The following is a 16,443-nucleotide window of genomic DNA, read 5'->3' on the forward strand; positions in this document are numbered from 1 at the left end:
CCCGGCGTGGCCGCCGACGGCACCCCGCTCGGCGCGCGCTCCGGCGACATCCTCCCCCTCGACACCGACGCATCGGCGCTCTCGCGCCGTGTGTTCCTGGACGGCTGCGGCCTGCCCGCCGCTTGGTCGGGGCGTTCGCAATGGCGGATTCTCGAAACCAGCTTCGGGCCGGGCCTTCATTTCCTGACAACCTGGCAGGCCTGGCGCGCGGACCCCGCGCGCCCGCGCCTGCTGCATTTCGTCTCGATCGAGGCCACCCCGGTCTCGCCTGACGACCTGCTCCGCGCGGCCGAAGCGTTTCCCGACCTGGCGCGGCTGGCCCGGGAACTGGCGGCGCAGTGGCACGGCCTGTTGCCAGGCTTTCATCGGCTGGCGTTCGACGACGGCCGCGTGCTGCTGACCCTGTGCGTCGGCGAGCTGCAGCCGATGCTGCGCGCGCAGCGCTTCGAGGCCGACAGCATCTACCTCGACGGCGCCAGCCCCCTGCCGTGGTCGGGCGACACGCTCAAGGCGGTGTCGCGTTTTGCACGGCAAGGCACGCGCGTGGCGGCCTGTGTCAACGACGGCAAAGGCGACGCCGTGCGGGGGGCACTGACGCAGAACGGCTTCCAATTCGAAGACCGTCCGGACGCCGCAAGCGCGACCGGCGTCCTGCGCGGCGAGTTCGCGCCGGCCTGGACCGTCCGCCGCCGCGAACCGGTGCGCGCGAGCCTCGACACACCCGGACATTGCGCGGTCGTTGGCGCCGGCCTGGCGGGCGCCGCGGGCGCGGCCAGCCTGGCGCGGCGCGGATGGCGCGTCACGGTGCTCGATGCGGCGCCGCAGCCGGCCAGCGGCGCCTCCGCGCTGCCGGTCGGCATGATGGCGCCCCATGTCTCGCCCGACGACGCCCTGCTCTCGCGGCTCACCCGCGCGGGCATCCGCCTCACCTGGCGCGAACTGGAGCGCCTGCTCGTTGCCGGCCACGACTGGCGGGCGAGTGGCGCGATGGAGCGACGGCCCGACGGCGACGTCCGGGTGCCGCGCGGCTGGCAGGTCGATGGTCCCAACGAGACCTGGCCTGCCAGCGCCGAACAGTTGGCCGCCACAGGGCTGCCCGCCGATGCCCACGCCCTGTGGCACGCGCGTGCCGCCTGGGTGCGGCCACATCGCCTGATCGCAGCCTGGCTGCGCGAATCGGGCGTCACCTTCCAAGGCAACGCCCGCGTGGCCGGCATCGAACGCCACCCTGGTGGCTGGCAACTGCGCGACGCGGACGGCGGCGTGCTCGCCGATGCCGACCGCGTGGTCGTGGCTGCGGGTTTCGACTCGTACCGCTTCGCACCGCAACTGCCGCTGCAGCCCGTGCGCGGCCAGGTGGCCTGGGGTCATGCCTCGGATGCGCTGTCGCTGCCGACCACGCCGGTCAACGGCGACGGCCACCTCATCGCCGGCGTTCCGGATGAAGGCTCGCCAGACCCGCTCTGGCTGATCGGCGCCACCTTCGACCGCGACAGCACCCAGCTTGCCGCCACCGACGACGAACGCCTGGCCAACCGCGAGCGCCTGGCGCGGCTGCATCCCGCCGCCGCCGTGGCACTCGCGGGCACCTTCGAGCACCGCGAGGACGAGGCCTGGGTCGGCGTGCGCTGCGCCTCGGGCGACCGCCGCCCGCTGGTCGGGCCCGTCACGCCGGATGACGGCGAAGGCCTGTGGGTCTGCACCGCCCTGGGTTCGCGCGGCCTCAGTTTCGCGGTGCTGTGTGCCGAGCTGCTGGCCGCGCAGTGGCACGGCGAACCGCTGCCGCTGCCCGCGACGCTCGCCAAGGCACTGGGCACGCAGCGCCTCTAGGCTGTTCGGTTCGGTCAGGGCGCGCCCGAAGGCGCGAGCAGATGGTCGATCCGGCTGTCGCCGTAGATCCGCACCACCTCCGAAATCACGACCCGGTAGCCGTCGAGCCAGTTCGCCTGCGCCGCCTTGGCCTGCTGGTGGACCGGGTGGCGGATCAGCGCCTGCAGGTGGTCGAGCGAATCCCAGTAGTAGACGTTCGAGACCAGTCCGTTGCCCGGGTTCTCCCAGCTCTCTTCACCCAGGTAGCCCGGCAGCGATTTCGCGGCCGCGGCGATGGTCTGGTCGAGGCGATGGAATTCGTCGTCGAACTGCTTCTTGGCGAAGACGAAGGTGGCGGCGTACATGGCGGATGGGCTCTCCCGGGGCGAACATGCTAGGACGGGGCTGATTCTGCGACCACCGTGCACCGCGGACCACCCGTTGTCGCATCGACGCAGCACAATGCGCGCCATGGCCATCCAGTACGACATCACCCACACCACCGTCTACCGCTACAACCAGCCGGTCACCTTCGGTTTGCACCGCGTGATGTTCCGTCCGCGTGACAGCCACGACCTGCGGGTGCTCGCGACCGACCTGCAGGTGAGCCCGCAGGCCCACACGCGGCTCATTCAGGACCCGTACTCGAACTCCGTCGCGCTGGTGCAGCCGCAAGGCGAAGCGACCGAGCTGCGCATCGTCTGCTCGTTCACCATCGAGCATGTGCCGCCCTCGCAGCGCGACCTGCTCACGCTCGACCCGTCGGCCGAGTTCCTGCCCTTTGCCTATTCGGTGGAGGAACGACTGGACCTCGAGCACTACCTGCGCCCGTACCACGACGACGACGCCAACGGCACGCTGATCCGCTGGGCCCACCAGTTCCTGCACACCGACCAGCCCAACAGCACGCGCGAGGTGCTCACGCGCATGAACGCGCACATCGGCCAGAACTTCCAGTACAAGGCGCGCGACGAGGAAGGCACGCAGACGCCGCTCGAAACGCTCGCACTGGGCAGCGGCAGCTGCCGCGACTACGCGCTGCTGATGATGGAAGCCACGCGCCGGCTGGGCATCGCGACGCGTTTTGTCTCGGGCTACCTCTACGACGCGGCGCTCGACAACGACGCCGCCGAACAGGCGCCCGGCGACTCGGTCACCGGCGCCGGCAGCACGCACGCCTGGCTGCAGGCCTACCTGCCGGGCGTGGGCTGGCTGGCCTTCGACCCCACCAACAACCTCATGGGCAGCGGCCAGCTGATCCGCGTGGGCGTGGCGCGCGACCCCGCGCTGGCGGCGCCCATCTCGGGCAGCTGGTACGGCGACGCCGAAGCCTACGAAGGCCTCGAGGCCACGGTGATCGTGAAGCGTCGCAAGGGCGGCTGAGCCACCGCGCCCCAACCGGGCTCAGCCGCGCGCGGCCAGCTTCGCCTCCAACTCGGCGATGCGCGCGCGGGCCTCGTCACCTTCGGGAATCGGCCGGCCGCTGTCGCGCCACTGCACCGCGCTCTTGAACCCCTCAACCTCGGCCTGCCGACGGAACCACATGCCTTCGGGGTTGTGCCGCGTGATGCCGTCGAACACGGTGGCGAACATCTGGGTCTGTTCCAGCCCCATCGAATGCCAGACCTGGTTGACCACCATCTTGTGCATCATGAGGTGCGAACTCGGCACGCCCGCGATGCGCTGCGCGAGTGCCAGCGTGGCCTCGTCGAGCTGCGCCGCCGGCACCGCGAAGTTGGCCAGTCCCCAATCGGCCGCCTGCGTGCCGGTGATGGTGTCGCCGGTGAACATGAGTTGCTTGGCGCGCAGCGCGCCAAGCCGGTAGGTCCACATCGCGGTCGTCGGGCAGCCCCACACGCGCGTGGGCATGTAGCCGATGCGCGCGTCGTCGGCCATCGTGAGCAGGTCGCAGCACAGCGCGATGTCGCTGCCGCCGGCCACGGCATAGCCGTGCACCTTGGCGATGGTCGGCTTGCGGCAGCGCCACAGCGACATGAAGTCCTCGGTGTTGCGCTTCATGGCGGCGTAGTCGAGCATCGGGTCCCACGGCGTCTTCTCCTGCCGGCACGGATGATCGCCCTGCCCCTCGCGCCCGTGGCCCTCGGCGTAGTCGCCCAGGTCGTAGCCGGCGCAGAAAGCGCGGCCCGCACCCTCGACCACGATCACATGGACTTCGTCGTCGGCCTCGGCCCATTCGACGGCGCGGCGGATGTCGGTCGGCGTGGTGTCGCCGATGGCGTTGAGCTTCTCGGGGCGGTTGAGCACGAGGCGTGCGATGCGCGGGTGCTGCGGGTCCTTGTCGATCAGGACGGTCTCGAAAGCGGGCATGTCTCTTGTCTCCTGTGGTTGGGTCGCGCCGTCCTTGTAGCATCGACCGTCGCCCACCTGCAAACCACCCATCGCCCATGACTGCCCGCTTCAGGATCTCCGAAGACGACTACGCCGCCGCGATGAAGCTGTTCGCGCGGATGAGCCCGATGCGCTGGGCGCTGTTGATCGGCATGACTGCCGTGCTCGTGCTCGCCGCGTGGCTCGGCGGGCGCGCGTTCCGGCCCTTCGCGATCGCCGGGCTTGTCGGCGGCACCGGCGTGATCCTGCTTTCGATGGCGCTGGCCCCGGTGCTGGCTCGCAGGCACTACCGCAAGTACAAGGCAATCCAGGAGGAATTCAGCGCCGAGCTGCTCGACGAGGGCCTGCGGCTGAGCGCGCCGCACGGCGGCGGCACGATCGTCTGGACGCATGTCCTCAAGTGGCGGCAGAGCGACCGCTTCGTGCTGATCTATGTGATGCCCAGGCTCTTCCACATCGTGCCCAAGTCGGTGGCGGCGCAGGGCTTCGACCTGCAGGGGCTCATCGATCGGTTGAACCGGCACGTCGGCCCCGAGGCCTGACCGGACGCAGCTCAGCGTCCCGCCGCGCCTCCGAGCCGAAAGAGAAACACCGCGCCCTTGCCCGGCTGTGGCACGAGCCGGATGTCGCTGCCGTGCAGCTGCAGGATGCGCTGCACGATCATCAGCCCCAGCCCGCCGCCGCGCGTGCCACCGTCGGCGAAGGCCGGGCGTGTGAAGAGGCCCTTCTGCAACTCGCCCGGAATGCCCGGCCCGGTGTCGCTCACCTGCACCGCCACGCCGGCCTCGGCCGGACGCAGGCGCACCTCGATCTCGCCGCCGGCCGGTGTGTGGCGGATGGCGTTGTCCAGCAGGTTGGTCAGCACGCGTTCGATCATGCCGAGGTCGGCCGACACCACGGGCAGGTTGGGCGCGATGTCGGGCTTGAGCTGCTGGCGCCGCGCCTCGGCGGCCAGCTCGAACTTCTGGAACACGTCCTGCACGAGGTCGGCGAGCGCGAAGTTCTCCTTCTCGGGCTTGACCACGCCGTATTCGAGCCGCGCCAGCTCGAACACTTCCTGGGCGAGCCGGCCGACCTTGCGGCTCTGGCCGAGCGCGATCTCCAGGTAGCGGCGGCGCTCTTCCTCGCTGAGCGTGCCGGCCTTGAGCAGCAGCGTCTCGAGGTAGCCGTGGAGCGACGTGAGCGGCGTGCGCAGGTCGTGCGAGATGTTGGCGAAGAGCTCGCGGCGCTGGCGGTCCTGCAGGCTGAGTTCGCGCCATTGCTCGGCGATGCGGCGCGTCATCTGCTCGAAGGCCTGCTGCAGCTGCGCGATCTCGTCGTCGGCACGGCGCGGCGGTGCGGGCATGGGCGCCTCGCGTTCCAGCGCCTCGATGCCCTCGGCCTCGAAACGGCGCACAGCCGCTGTCAGCTCGCGCAGCGGCCGGGTGATGAGGCGGAACGCCACCAGCCCGGCGATGAGGCCCAGCAGCGCCACCAGGGCCATCGACCACAGCGTGGTGCGCAGCACGGTGTCGGCCGACAGGTTCGCGGCCAGCGCGTCGTGGTCTTCGCCTTGAAGCACCACGTACACATAGCCGGCGTCGCGCCCGCCCATGCGCAACGGCGCGGCGCTGAAGACCTTGGACGCGTCGAGGCTGCGCGGGTCGTCGCCCGCGATGGGCAGCCGTTCGCCGGCCAACAACCGCCGGATCGGCTCGAGCGCCACCTTGTCGCGCTTGAGGTGGCCCGGCGGCGCGGCCTGGGCTTCGATGCGGCCGTCGAGCCCCAGCACGTAGACCTCCACGCTGGGGTTGACGGTCATCAGCTTGTCGAACAGGTCTTTCACCGCCACCGGGTCGAGGCCGCCGGGCTTCATCAGCTCGGTGTTCTGCGCGATGTGCGCCGCGAGCCCCAGCGACAGGCGCTGCGTGACCTCCTGCGCGTGCTGGGTGCCCGCGCGCATCTGCAGCCACGCCGAGGCGCCGCAGCAGGCCAGCAGCAGCACCGCGAACGCGATCGACAGGCGCCGCGACAGCGTGGCCCAGGCCATCATGGAGGATCACCCTTCGGCGCCACGTCGTCGGCCGCGAGCTTGTAGCCGCGCCCCCACACCGTGAGGATGCGCCGCGGCGCGGCCGGGTCGGCCTCGACCTTGGTGCGCAGCCGGTTGATGTGCGTGTTGACCGTGTGCTCGTAGCCGTCGTGCTGGTAGCCCCAGACCTGGTTGAGCAGGTCCAGGCGCGAGAACACCTTGCCGGGATGGCGCGCAAAGAAGTACAACAGATCGAACTCGCGCGGCGTGAGCTCGATGGGCTTGCCATCGACGCGCACCTCGCGCGCCAGCGGCTCGATGTCGAGGTTGCCCAGCGTGAGGCTGCCCGACTCCAGCCGTGCGTTGCGCGCCAGCGCGTCGGTGCGCCGCAGCAGCGCCTTCACGCGCGCCACCAGCTCCAGCACCGAGAAGGGCTTGGCCAGGTAGTCGTCGGCACCCAGTTCGAGCCCGAGGATGCGGTGCACCTCGCTGGACCGAGCGCTCACGATGATGATGGGCGTGTAGCGCGCCATGGCGCGGGCGCGGCGGCAAATCTCGAGGCCGTCGATGCCGGGCAGCATGAGGTCGAGCACCAGCGCGTCCCAGTGGCCGCGCTCCAGTGCGCGCAGGCCGGCGTTGCCGTCGGCGGCATGCTCGACCGCATAGCCCTCGTCACGCAGGTGCATGCGCAGCAGTTCGGCAATGTGGGCGTCGTCTTCGACGATCAGCACGCGTTTGGCGGTGTCCATGGCCGCGATTGTCCCGCGAGACGGCCCCCGGAGTTATCACGATTCTTTGAACTTTGCGTGATGAATCGGCGAGGGGGTGCGCCCAACAATCCGGCTCATGCAGACACGCACCACCCCCGACAACCGACCGATCCACCCGCTGTGGATGCGCGCCACGCACTGGCTCAACGCGCTGGCAGTGCTGGTGCTGGTGGCCAGCGGCTGGCGCATCTACAACGCAGCGCCCTTCTTTTTCTTCCGCTTCCCGGCCTCGATCACGCTCGGCGGCTGGCTCGGCGGCGCGCTGCAGTGGCACTTCGCGGCGATGTGGCTGCTGGTGTTCAACGGACTGGTCTATCTGGGCCTGAACATCGCCAGCGGCCGCTTCGCACGCAAGTTCTTCCCGCTCACGCCCACCGGCATATGGCGCGATGCGCGGGCCGCGCTCGGCGGCAGGCTCTCGCACGCCGACCCGCGCCACTACAACCATGTGCAGAAGCTGGCCTACCTGTTCGTGATCGTCGACCTCGTCGCGATCGTGCTGTCGGGGCTGGTGCTGTGGAAGTCGGTGCAGTTTCCGCTGCTGCGCGAGCTGCTGGGCGGCTACGAAGCCGCGCGCCGCGTCCACTTCGTGGCGATGGCAGCCCTGGTGGCCTTCGTCGCGGTGCACCTCGTGATGGTGGCGCTCGTTCCCCGCACTTTGCTCACCATGCTGCGCGGTCGCGCGCCCCACACCCCATGAGCCTCTTCTTCAAACGCCCTCCCCTGACCGGTGTCGACGGCGACGCCGTGGTGCGCGAAGCCCGCGCACTCATCGAGCGCCAGCTGGACGCGCCTTCGCGCCGCCTGTTCCTGCGCCGCTCGCTGACCCTCGGTGGCCTCTCGATGCTCACCGGCTGCAGCATCAGCGACGACAGCCACGTGGAAGCCGCGCTGACGAAGGTCTCGCGCTTCAACGACGAAGTGCAGGGCTGGCTCTTCAGCCCGACGCGGCTGGCGCCGACCTACACCGAGGCCGAGATCACGCGCCCCTTTCCGTTCAACGCCTACTACGGCGAGGACGAGATTCGCGAGGTCGACGAAGCCACCTACCGCCTCGAGGTGAGCGGCATGGTCGCCGACAAGCGCCGCTGGACGCTTGCCGAACTGCGCGCCCTGCCGCAGCAGGACCAGATCACACGCCACATCTGCGTGGAAGGCTGGAGCGCCATCGGCAAGTGGGGTGGCGTGCGCTTTGCCGATTTTCTGCGCCACGTCGGCGCGGACCTGAGCGCGAAGTACGTCGGCTTCCAGTGCGCGGACGACTACCACACCAGCATCGACATGCCCACGGCGCTGCATCCGCAGACGCTGCTGGCGCTGAGCTACGACGACCAGCCGCTGCCGCCGAAGTACGGCTTCCCGATGAAGCTGCGCATGCCGACCAAGCTTGGCTACAAGAACCCGAAGCACATCCAGGCGATGTACGTGACCAACACCTATCCCGGTGGCTACTGGGAAGACCAGGGCTACAACTGGTTCGGAGGGAGCTGAGGGGCTGCCGCAGCCGCTCGACTGCCGAAGAAAGCGCGAGGCCGTGTCTCGACCTGGGACCGCGCCGATCTTTGATGACAACGACATCCAACCTCAACTCAGGAAGACCGACATGAACAAGCTCACCGCCACCCTCCTCGCCACCTGCATGGCCTTCGCCGGCGCCTCGGCCTTTGCCGCGGACGACATGGCCAAGGATGGAATGAAGAAGGACAGCATGGCCAAGGACGGCATGAAGAAAGACACCATGGGCAAGGACGCCATGAAGAAGGACGGCATGGCCAAAGACGGCATGAAGAAAGATGCCATGGGCAAGGATGAAATGAAGAAGGACGCGATGGGCAAGGACGAGATGAAGAAGTAACCCCTCTTCGCTTCGATGCCCTGGTTCCGCCGCCATTGACGGCCGGCGGGATCGGGGCCACTGTCTCCCCTCCATGCGCTCCCTACGAAAGACCGCCATGAAATCCTTCGCCATCGCCGCCGGCTCGCTCGCCGCCGCCGCTTTCGCCTGGCATGCAGCCCCTTCCTTCGCCGAGACCACGCGCCGCGTGCCCGCGCCGTCGGTCGACCTCGCCGCACCAGCAGATGCCACCACCGCCACGGCTGTTTTCGCGGGCGGCTGCTTCTGGGGCGTGCAGGGCGTGTTCCAGCGCGTCGATGGTGTCAGCAATGCGCTGTCGGGCTACGCCGGCGGCGAGGCCCGCACCGCCCGCTACGACGAAGTCGGCTCCGGCCGCACCGGCCATGCCGAGGCCGTGCGCATCAGCTACGACCCGCGCAAGGTCAGCTACGGCAAGCTGCTGCAGATCTACTTCTCGGTGGCACACGATCCCACCCAGCTCAACCGCCAGGGCCCCGACACCGGCCCGCAGTACCGCTCCACCGTGTTCGCGGAAAACGCCGAGCAGGCCCGCATCGCCAACGCCTACATCGCCCAACTGAACCAGGCCAAGACCTTCGGCAAGCCGCTGGCGACGACGGTCGAGATGTCCAAGGCCTTCTATGCGGCCGAGGACTACCACCAGGACTACCTCACGCTGCACCCGAACCAGCCCTACATCGCGATCCACGACCTGCCGAAGATCGACGACCTGAAGAAGCTGTTCCCCGAAAGCTACAAGGCCAAGCCGTCGCTGGTGCGGGCGACCAAGGCGGGTTGATCAGCGCCCTGGGTCACTCCACGCTCACAACAACTTCGCGCGTTTCGCCTCTTCGGTCAGCTGTGCCCGGAAGTTCGGGTGGGCAATGGCGATCAGCTCCTGTGCGCGCTGCCTGGCCGACTTGCCGCGCAGCTGCGCCACGCCGTACTCGGTGACGACGTAGTTGATGTCGTTCTTGCTCGTGCTCACGTGCGTTCCCGGCGAGAGCGAGATCACGATGCGCGAGATGGTGTCGTCCTTTGCCGTCGAGGGCAGAACGATGAAGGCCTTGCCGCCGCGCGAGCGATTGGCCGCGCGCACGAAGTCCGACTGCCCGCCCGTGCCCGAGTACGGCGCATGGCCCAGGCTCTCGGAGCCGCACTGCCCCAGCAGGTCGATCTGCAGCGTCGCGTTGATGGCCACGAGGTTGTCGTTCAGGCCTGCCAGCGCCGGGTCGTTGGTGAAGTTCACCGGATGCATCTCGAGCGCCGGGTTGCGGTCCATGAAGCGGTACAGCTTGTTCGAACCCAGCGCGAAGGTCGCGACCGACTTGCCCGGCAGGTAGTTCTTGCGGCGGTTGGTGACCGCGCCGCTTTCCACCAGCGTGAGGATGCCGTCGCCGATCATCTCGGTGTGGATGCCCAGGTCGTGCTTGCCCGTGAGCTGCATCACCACCGCGTCGGGAATGCCGCCGTAGCCGATCTGCAGGGTCGAGCCGTCGTCGATCAGGTCGGCCACGTGCTTGCCGATGGCTTCCTGCACGGGGCCGATCTTGGGCAAGCCGACTTCCATCACCGGCTCGGTGCTCTCGACCAGCGCCGCCACCTGCGAGATGTGCACGTGGCAGTTGCCGTGCGCATAGGGCACGTTCGGGTTCACCTCGAGCACGACCGCGCGCGCCTTCGCCACGGCGGCCATCGTGTAGTCGGGGCCCAGGCTCAGCGCGAAGTAGCCGTGCGCGTCCATCGGCGAGGCCATGCTGAACACCACGTCGGCCGGGATCTGGCCGCGCTCGATCTGCGACGGGATCTCGGAGAAGTAGTTGGGAATGAAGTCGATCCAGCCGGCCTGCCCGCCGACGCGCGTGGCACCGCCGAAGAAGAACGCGACATGCCGCACATGCTCGACCGTCTCGGGGTCGATGTAGGCGTACTTGCGCATCGCAAGAATCTGCGCCACCTTCACGTCGCGGAAGTCGCGGCGCTGCTCGGACAACGCCGTGAGCAGCGCAGGCGGCTCGCCGACGCCCGTGGGCACGATGATCATGTCGCCGTTGCGCACCTGGCGCACGGCATCGGCGGCGGAGACGCGCTTTTGCGCGTACAGGGTCTGGGCAGTCATGCCCCGGACTATGCCTTCTTTTCGCCGCCGCCGAACTCGCGGTGGACCCAGTCGCGCAGCACCGCCGTCGCTGGCCGGCTGGCGGCGCGCGGGCTGTACACGAGGTCGTAGCGGTAGCTCTCGACCGACAGCTCGAAGGGCTGCACCAGCAGGCCCGATGCCAACTCGTCGGCCACCAGAGCAAGGCTCAGCAGGCCGACGCCCTGCCCCGCGACCGTGGCCTGCACCGCGTGGATCTCCTCGGTGAACGACAGCCCGGCCTGCGCGTCGACGTCGGTGCGGCCGGCGCGCGCGAGCCAGGCGCGCCACACCGGCGCCAGCGTTTCGTCGCGGCCCGCGCGGCCCCATTCGAAGTGGATCAGCGAAACGGCGCGCAGATCCTTCCTGGCCGCGACCGCCAGCGCGGGGCTGCAGACCGGCGCGTAGCGGTCCTGGAACAGCGGCTCGACGACCAGGTCGGCGTAGCGCCCGTTGCCGTAGCGGATCGCCGCGTCGGCCTCGGTGTCGAGGTCGACGACCTCGTTGGTGGCGTCCAGCCGCAACGTCCATCCGGGGTGCAGGTCGCGGAAGGTTCCCGCGCGCGGCGCCAGCCGCCGCGCCATGAAGCCGACGGTGGACGACAGCGTGGCGATGCGCGTGCCCTTCAGGCGGCGCACGCCGTCGACGGCGCGCTCGAAGCTGTCGAACCCGTCGCGCAGCGCAGGAAACAGCTGGTGGCCGGCGGCAGTCAGGTGGACCTGGCGCGTGCCGCGTTCGAACAGGCGCACATCGAGCGCTTCCTCGAGCTGCTTGATCTGGTGGCTGACGGCGGTGGGTGTGACGTGCAGCTCGTCGGCCGCCGCCTTGAAGCTCAGCCGGCGGGCCGCGGCCTCGAACACGCGCAATGCACCCAAAGGAGGAAGTCTTCGCATGCAGACAGATTAGCTCAATTCATCTGTCGCCTGAAAAACGAGCCTTTGTCGGCGCATCTCTTCGTCCCCACACTTCAGTTGTCGCAGGAAATGATTCCTTCCACGGCTGATTCCAAATTCACCATCAGGAGCCCACCATGCAAGCCCTCAAGCAAATCCACACGCAACCCGATCCCTATGCGCCGTTCCTGCTGTCGCAGGCCATCCAGCTCGGCAACCTCGTCTTTGTCTCGGGCCAGGCCGCGATCGGCGACGACGGCGAGATCGTCGGCAAGGGCGACTTCGACCGCCAAGCCGAGCAGGCCTTCAAGAACCTCGACCGCGTGCTGCGCGCGGCCGGCACCAGCCTGGGCGGCGTGGTGAAGGTGACGATCTTCCTGACCTCGATGGCGAACTTTCCGAAGATCGTCGAACTGCGCCGGAAGTGGTTCTCGGCGCCCTACCCGGCCGACACCATCGTCGAGGTCTCGGGCCTGTATTCGCCCGACGCGATGATCGAGATCGAAGCCATCGCCGTCGGCCCCGGGGACGCCCGATGAGCACGCCGGCCTCGCCACTGTTCGCTCCCGCGAACCTGCACGGCCTGCAGTTGCCCAACCGGCTGGCCGTGGCGCCGATGACGCGCGTCAGCGCCTCGCCCGAAGGGCATGCCAATGCCACGATGGCCCGCTACTACGAGCGCTTCGCGAAAGGCGGCTTCGGCCTTGTCGTCACCGAAGGCATCTACACCGATGCAGCCTATTCGCAAGGCTACTTTCGCCAACCGGGCCTGAGCGATGGCGAACAGGCCCGCGCATGGCGTCCGGTGGTGAAGACGATCCAGGGCGCGGGCGGGCGCGTCATCGCGCAGCTCATGCATGCGGGCGCACTGTCTCAGTTCAACCGCTTTCGCGATCACACGGCGGGGCCGTCGGCGCTGCGCCCGTCGGGCACGCAGATGACGGCCTATCGCGGCGAAGGCGAGTACCCCGTGCCCCGCGCAATGACCGATGCCGACATCGCCGAGGCCATTCACGGTTTCGCCCGGGCCGCGCTGCTGGCCGTGGAAGTGGCGGGCTTCGACGGCGTGGAAATCCACGGCGCGAACGGCTACCTGCTCGACCAATTCATGACCGGCCACACCAACGCACGAGCCGACCGCTGGGGCGGCGCGCTCGACCAGCGCGTACATCTGACCGTCGAAGTCGTTCGCGCCGTACGGCAGATGCTGGGCACATCGGCGCCGGTCGGAGTCCGCATCTCGCAAGGCAAGGTCAACGACTTCGGCCACAAGTGGCCGGAAGCCGGGGCCGGTGCGGCGACGGTGTTCGAGGCCCTGGCGCGCAGCGGCATCGACTACCTGCACGTCACCGAGTTCGAAGCCTGGCGCCCGGCCTTTGGCGATGCGGGGCCGAGCCTGCTGCAACTGGCACGCCGCCATGCGCCCGGCATTGCGCTCATCGCCAACGGCAGCCTGCACGATCCGGGGCGCGCCGCGGCGGCGCTCGCGGATGGCGCTGACTTCGTGGCATTGGGGCGTGGTGCCCTGTCCAACCCCGACTGGCCGAAGCGGTTGACGGAAGGCCGCGCGCTGGCCGCATTCGACCCGGCGCTCCTGTCACCCTTGGGGGACATCAAGCCGGCCGAGCAGCAAGGCTAGATGACGTTCTTCTCGAGCAAGGGACGGTTCTCCAGGATGCGCGCGAACGACAACGGCGACAGGTCGAGGCTGCGGTAGCCGCCGAAGCGGATCAGCTCGGCGATGCCGCGCCCCGCCGCAGGGCACTGCTGCAGCCCGTGGCCCGAGAAGCCGTTCGCGAAGTAGAGGTTGTCGCAGTCCGGGTGCAAGCCGAGGATCGCGTTGTGGTCGAACACGTTCATCTCGTAGTAGCCGGCCCAGGCACCCGTCATGCGGATCGCCTCGAAGGCAGGCACGCGCGCGGCCATCGCGGGCCACAGCATCTCCTCGAAGGCGCGGTGATCGACTTCGAGTGGTGCGTCGTCGGGGTCCTGGTCGGCGGGCGGCGCAAAGCCGCAGATGAACTGCCGCCCCTCGGGCCGCAACCAGAAGCCCGAAGGATCGATCAGCAGCGGACAACCCGGCAGCGTCTCAGGGCACGAAAAGCTGAACACGCTGCGGCAGCGGCCATGCACCGACAGCGCGATGCCGGCCCAGCCCGCGACCTTCGCGGCCCAGGCGCCCGCGGCGTTGACCACCACGTCGGCTTCGATCACGCCACCCGCATCGAGCACCACGCCGGTCAGCCGACGACCGTCGCGGCGCAGGCCCGTGGCGTGGGCTTGCACGTAACGCACGCCTTGCGACACGGCCTTGTGGCGGAAGGCTTGCAGCAGGCTGTAGCCGTCGTACCAGCCCTCGCCCGACAGGCCCAGCGAACCAAACACCAACCCGTCGGTTGAGAGCCACGGAAAGCGCGCCTTGAGTTCATCGGGCGCCAGCAGCGCCACGTCGACCGCATGCGCCTTCTGCAGCGCATGGTTCTCGCGCAGCACCGCCTCGCCCGCATCCGAGGCCAGGTACAGGTAGCCGGGTTCGACCAGGCCGATGTCGGGCGTGTCGTCGCCCACCCGCAGGCGTTCGCCGATGTCGCGGAAGAACGCGATGCCGTGCTGCGACATCGCGATGTTGATCGGGCTGGAGAACTGCTGGCGGATCGAGCTGGCGGACAGCGCGGACGATGCCTGCGTGTAGGCGAAGTCGCGCTCGACCACGGTGATGTCGAAGACCTCGCCCGCCTCCGTGGACTCACTGAGAAAGCAGGCGATGGCGGAGCCGATGGCCCCGCCGCCGATGATGACCACCCGACGCATGCGATGCCCTCCTTGCCGCAACAGATCGTCGCAAGGCCCGACGATACCCCGGCAAGGTCAGACCGGCGACGGATTGCGTTCCGCGAAACCGCGCTGGTGCCAGTACGGATAGGTGCGCGTCGTTGTGCTGGCCGCGTCGAGTTCTGCGACCTGCTCCGGCGTGAGCTTCCAGCCCACGGCGCCGAGGTTCTGGCGCAGCTGCGCCGCATCGCGCGCGCCGACCACCACCGTGGACACCGTCGGGCGTTGCAGCAGCCAGTTGAGCGCGACCTGCGGCACGGTCTTGCCGACCTCGGCGCCGACCTTCTCCAGCGCATCGACCACGCGGTACAACAGTTCGTCGGACACCGGTGGGCCCATGTCGGCCGTCACGTGCAGGCGGCTGTTGGCGGGCAGCGGCTGACCGCGGCGGATCTTGCCCGTGAGCCGGCCCCAGCCCAGCGGACTCCAGACCACGGCGCCCACGCCCTGGTCCTGCGCGAGCGGCATCAGCTCCCACTCGTACTCGCGGCCGACCAGCGAGTAGTAGGCCTGGTGCGCCACGTAGCGCGCGTAGCCGCGCTGCTCGGACACCGCCAGCGACTTCATCAGGTGCCAGCCCGAGAAGTTCGATGCGCCCACATAGCGCAGCTTGCCCGCGCGCACGAGGTCGTCGAGCGTGGACAGCGTTTCTTCCACCGGCGTGCTCGCATCGAAGCCGTGCAGCTGGAACAGGTCGATGTAGTCGGTGCCCAGCCGCTTGAGCGCGGCATCGACCGCCTGCACGAGGTGATGGCGCGACGAGCCCACGTCGTTCGGCCCGTCGCCGCTACGGAAGGTGGCCTTGGTCGAGATCAGCAGCCGGTCGCGCGGACGCCCCTTGATCGCCTCGCCCAGCACCGACTCGGCGGCGCCGCCCGAGTAGACGTCGGCGCTGTCGAACATGTTCACGCCGGCGTCCATGCAGATGTCGATCAGCGTGCGCGCCTCGGCCACGTCGGTGCTGCCCCAGGCGCTGAAAAACTCGCCCTTGCCGCCGAAGGTGCCGGTGCCGAAGCTCAGCACGGGGACCTTCAGGCCCGATTTGCCCAGATGACGGTATTCCAAAGTTCTACTCCTTCGAGGTGGATGACGCGGCCATTGTTGGCCGACGCCGAGAACCCCGTCGCGCGCCGGGCTTTGCGCCTTTCGACTTGCCATCGGCTCGCTACGATCGAACGATGCAGATATCGATCGAACACCCCGACCAGCCCGACGTCATCCAGCTCATCGACGACCTCGATGCCTACCAGAAGCCGCTGTACCCGCCCGAGAGCCACTACGGCATCGACATCGAGGCACTGTCGGCGGCGCACGTGCTCTTCGCGGTCGCGCGCGATACGGCGGGCACGGCCGTCGGCTGCGGCGCGCTCGTCATGAACCCCGGCTACGGCGAACTCAAGCGCATGTATGTGCGACCGCAGAACCGCGGACAAGGCGTGGCGGCCAAGGTGCTGGGCTTTCTCGAAGGCAAGGCCGCGGCGCGCGGATGCGCCCTGTTCCGGCTGGAGACGGGCGTGAGCCAGCCCGAAGCGCTCGCGTTCTATGCGCGCGCGGGGTATGCGCGGCGCGAGCGCTTCGGCGACTATCCGGACGATCCGTTGAGCGTGTTCATGCAGAAGACGGCGACACCGCATCGCCCCTAAGATCAGCCCGGCTTCCGCCGCCACTGTCATCACCATCAAGGAACAGCACATGCAGACAAGAGGGATTCTTCGCCGGCTCATGTTCACAGCGGGCTGCGCCCTGCTGCTGGGGCTCTCAGGTTGCGGCGGCGGAGGGGGTGGTGG

At 68.9% G+C, this 16,443-nt stretch carries 18 protein-coding genes; 10 read left to right on the forward strand and 8 right to left on the reverse strand.

From position 1 onward, the window contains the following. Window positions 1–6 precede the first annotated feature (6 nt). On the forward strand, window positions 7–1,830 hold the full coding sequence (gene mnmC1 / locus D3H34_RS20375; protein ID WP_286185978.1) for an FAD-dependent 5-carboxymethylaminomethyl-2-thiouridine(34) oxidoreductase MnmC1: 1,824 nt from the start codon (window positions 7–9) through the stop codon (window positions 1,828–1,830). Between the two features lie 14 nt (window positions 1,831–1,844). Here mnmC1 and D3H34_RS20380 read toward each other — a convergent pair whose 3' ends face one another. Further along, window positions 1,845–2,174, reverse strand: coding sequence for an antibiotic biosynthesis monooxygenase family protein (locus D3H34_RS20380; RefSeq protein WP_119556065.1), 330 nt, complete (start codon window positions 2,172–2,174; stop codon window positions 1,845–1,847). A gap of 106 nt (window positions 2,175–2,280) precedes the next feature. Here D3H34_RS20380 and D3H34_RS20385 point away from each other — a divergent pair, with 106 nt between their 5' ends. Then, window positions 2,281–3,192: a transglutaminase family protein gene (locus tag D3H34_RS20385; protein WP_286185979.1), complete on the forward strand. Its 912-nt coding sequence runs from the start codon at window positions 2,281–2,283 to the stop codon at window positions 3,190–3,192. 21 nt (window positions 3,193–3,213) lie between these two features. On the opposite strand, the gene D3H34_RS20390 is transcribed toward D3H34_RS20385, so the two are convergent. Further along, the gene (locus tag D3H34_RS20390) at window positions 3,214–4,137 is read right to left on the reverse strand and encodes a crotonase/enoyl-CoA hydratase family protein (protein WP_119556067.1); all 924 of its coding nucleotides are present in this window, start codon (window positions 4,135–4,137) and stop codon (window positions 3,214–3,216) included. Window positions 4,138–4,214: 77 nt separating this feature from the next. Here D3H34_RS20390 and D3H34_RS20395 point away from each other — a divergent pair, with 77 nt between their 5' ends. Continuing rightward, window positions 4,215–4,700, forward strand: a complete 486-nt coding sequence (locus D3H34_RS20395) for a YcxB family protein (protein WP_119556068.1) — start codon at window positions 4,215–4,217, stop codon at window positions 4,698–4,700. An 11-nt stretch (window positions 4,701–4,711) separates the two neighbouring features. Here D3H34_RS20395 and D3H34_RS20400 read toward each other — a convergent pair whose 3' ends face one another. Further along, complete coding sequence (locus D3H34_RS20400; protein ID WP_119556083.1) at window positions 4,712–6,187, reverse strand: sensor histidine kinase; 1,476 nt, start codon at window positions 6,185–6,187, stop codon at window positions 4,712–4,714. Then, window positions 6,187–6,918: a response regulator transcription factor gene (locus tag D3H34_RS20405; RefSeq protein ID WP_119556069.1), complete on the reverse strand. Its 732-nt coding sequence runs from the start codon at window positions 6,916–6,918 to the stop codon at window positions 6,187–6,189. Before D3H34_RS20405 ends, D3H34_RS20400 begins: the two co-directional genes overlap by 1 nt. Before the next feature lie 97 nt (window positions 6,919–7,015). Here D3H34_RS20405 and D3H34_RS20410 point away from each other — a divergent pair, with 97 nt between their 5' ends. The 4 genes from D3H34_RS20410 (at window position 7,016) to msrA (ending at window position 9,593) form a co-directional block, all read left to right on the forward strand. Then, complete coding sequence (locus tag D3H34_RS20410) at window positions 7,016–7,639, forward strand: cytochrome b/b6 domain-containing protein (protein WP_119556070.1); 624 nt, start codon at window positions 7,016–7,018, stop codon at window positions 7,637–7,639. Further along, window positions 7,636–8,430: a molybdopterin-dependent oxidoreductase gene (locus D3H34_RS20415; protein WP_119556071.1), complete on the forward strand. Its 795-nt coding sequence runs from the start codon at window positions 7,636–7,638 to the stop codon at window positions 8,428–8,430. The genes D3H34_RS20410 and D3H34_RS20415 overlap by 4 nt, the downstream gene beginning before the upstream one ends. 112 nt (window positions 8,431–8,542) lie before the next feature. Then, window positions 8,543–8,794, forward strand: a complete 252-nt coding sequence (locus D3H34_RS20420) for a pentapeptide MXKDX repeat protein (protein WP_119556072.1) — start codon at window positions 8,543–8,545, stop codon at window positions 8,792–8,794. A 97-nt stretch (window positions 8,795–8,891) separates the two neighbouring features. After that, a complete protein-coding gene (gene msrA, locus D3H34_RS20425; RefSeq protein ID WP_119556073.1) occupies window positions 8,892–9,593 on the forward strand; it encodes a peptide-methionine (S)-S-oxide reductase MsrA in 702 nt (233 codons plus the stop codon). A 24-nt stretch (window positions 9,594–9,617) separates the two neighbouring features. Here msrA and D3H34_RS20430 read toward each other — a convergent pair whose 3' ends face one another. Beyond that, window positions 9,618–10,913, reverse strand: coding sequence for an acetyl-CoA hydrolase/transferase family protein (locus D3H34_RS20430; protein ID WP_119556074.1), 1,296 nt, complete (start codon window positions 10,911–10,913; stop codon window positions 9,618–9,620). Window positions 10,914–10,921: 8 nt separating this feature from the next. Further along, complete coding sequence (locus D3H34_RS20435) at window positions 10,922–11,824, reverse strand: LysR substrate-binding domain-containing protein (RefSeq protein ID WP_119556075.1); 903 nt, start codon at window positions 11,822–11,824, stop codon at window positions 10,922–10,924. Window positions 11,825–11,961: 137 nt separating this feature from the next. Between D3H34_RS20435 and D3H34_RS20440 the strand changes: the two genes are divergently transcribed. Together D3H34_RS20440 and D3H34_RS20445 are read left to right on the forward strand one after the other, a co-directional pair. After that, window positions 11,962–12,363 (forward strand): RidA family protein, encoded by a 402-nt coding sequence (locus tag D3H34_RS20440; protein ID WP_119556076.1) that lies wholly within the window; start codon window positions 11,962–11,964, stop codon window positions 12,361–12,363. Then, complete coding sequence (locus tag D3H34_RS20445; protein ID WP_119556077.1) at window positions 12,360–13,463, forward strand: oxidoreductase; 1,104 nt, start codon at window positions 12,360–12,362, stop codon at window positions 13,461–13,463. The genes D3H34_RS20440 and D3H34_RS20445 overlap by 4 nt, the downstream gene beginning before the upstream one ends. On the opposite strand, the gene D3H34_RS20450 is transcribed toward D3H34_RS20445, so the two are convergent. Both D3H34_RS20450 and D3H34_RS20455 read right to left on the reverse strand, forming a co-directional pair. Continuing rightward, the gene (locus D3H34_RS20450; protein ID WP_119556078.1) at window positions 13,460–14,635 is read right to left on the reverse strand and encodes an NAD(P)/FAD-dependent oxidoreductase; all 1,176 of its coding nucleotides are present in this window, start codon (window positions 14,633–14,635) and stop codon (window positions 13,460–13,462) included. The two genes, D3H34_RS20445 and D3H34_RS20450, sit on opposite strands and share 4 nt — an antisense overlap. A gap of 57 nt (window positions 14,636–14,692) precedes the next feature. Next, window positions 14,693–15,721 carry an aldo/keto reductase gene (locus D3H34_RS20455; RefSeq protein ID WP_119556079.1) on the reverse strand — a complete coding sequence of 343 codons (1,029 nt, stop codon included), beginning with the start codon at window positions 15,719–15,721 and terminating at the stop codon, window positions 14,693–14,695. Between the two features lie 113 nt (window positions 15,722–15,834). On the opposite strand from D3H34_RS20455, the gene D3H34_RS20460 reads away from it, so the two are divergent. After that, window positions 15,835–16,299, forward strand: coding sequence for a GNAT family N-acetyltransferase (locus D3H34_RS20460; protein ID WP_119556080.1), 465 nt, complete (start codon window positions 15,835–15,837; stop codon window positions 16,297–16,299). The last annotated feature ends 144 nt before the right edge of the window (window positions 16,300–16,443 follow it).

This window comes from Acidovorax cavernicola, from assembly GCF_003581445.1.

Bases quoted from the DNA above. Each gene is read 5' to 3' on its own strand.
- D3H34_RS20380 (WP_119556065.1), bottom strand. From the start codon at position 2,174: ATGTACGCCGCCACCTTCGTCTTCGCCAAGAAGCAGTTCGACGACGAA.
- D3H34_RS20385 (WP_286185979.1), top strand. From the start codon at position 2,281: ATGGCCATCCAGTACGACATCACCCACACCACCGTCTACCGCTACAAC.
- D3H34_RS20390 (WP_119556067.1), bottom strand. From the start codon at position 4,137: ATGCCCGCTTTCGAGACCGTCCTGATCGACAAGGACCCGCAGCACCCG.
- D3H34_RS20395 (WP_119556068.1), top strand. From the start codon at position 4,215: ATGACTGCCCGCTTCAGGATCTCCGAAGACGACTACGCCGCCGCGATG.
- D3H34_RS20400 (WP_119556083.1), bottom strand. From the start codon at position 6,187: ATGGCCTGGGCCACGCTGTCGCGGCGCCTGTCGATCGCGTTCGCGGTG.
- D3H34_RS20405 (WP_119556069.1), bottom strand. From the start codon at position 6,918: ATGGACACCGCCAAACGCGTGCTGATCGTCGAAGACGACGCCCACATT.
- D3H34_RS20410 (WP_119556070.1), top strand. From the start codon at position 7,016: ATGCAGACACGCACCACCCCCGACAACCGACCGATCCACCCGCTGTGG.
- D3H34_RS20415 (WP_119556071.1), top strand. From the start codon at position 7,636: ATGAGCCTCTTCTTCAAACGCCCTCCCCTGACCGGTGTCGACGGCGAC.
- D3H34_RS20420 (WP_119556072.1), top strand. From the start codon at position 8,543: ATGAACAAGCTCACCGCCACCCTCCTCGCCACCTGCATGGCCTTCGCC.
- msrA (WP_119556073.1), top strand. From the start codon at position 8,892: ATGAAATCCTTCGCCATCGCCGCCGGCTCGCTCGCCGCCGCCGCTTTC.
- D3H34_RS20430 (WP_119556074.1), bottom strand. From the start codon at position 10,913: ATGACTGCCCAGACCCTGTACGCGCAAAAGCGCGTCTCCGCCGCCGAT.
- D3H34_RS20435 (WP_119556075.1), bottom strand. From the start codon at position 11,824: ATGCGAAGACTTCCTCCTTTGGGTGCATTGCGCGTGTTCGAGGCCGCG.
- D3H34_RS20440 (WP_119556076.1), top strand. From the start codon at position 11,962: ATGCAAGCCCTCAAGCAAATCCACACGCAACCCGATCCCTATGCGCCG.
- D3H34_RS20445 (WP_119556077.1), top strand. From the start codon at position 12,360: ATGAGCACGCCGGCCTCGCCACTGTTCGCTCCCGCGAACCTGCACGGC.
- D3H34_RS20450 (WP_119556078.1), bottom strand. From the start codon at position 14,635: ATGCGTCGGGTGGTCATCATCGGCGGCGGGGCCATCGGCTCCGCCATC.
- D3H34_RS20460 (WP_119556080.1), top strand. From the start codon at position 15,835: ATGCAGATATCGATCGAACACCCCGACCAGCCCGACGTCATCCAGCTC.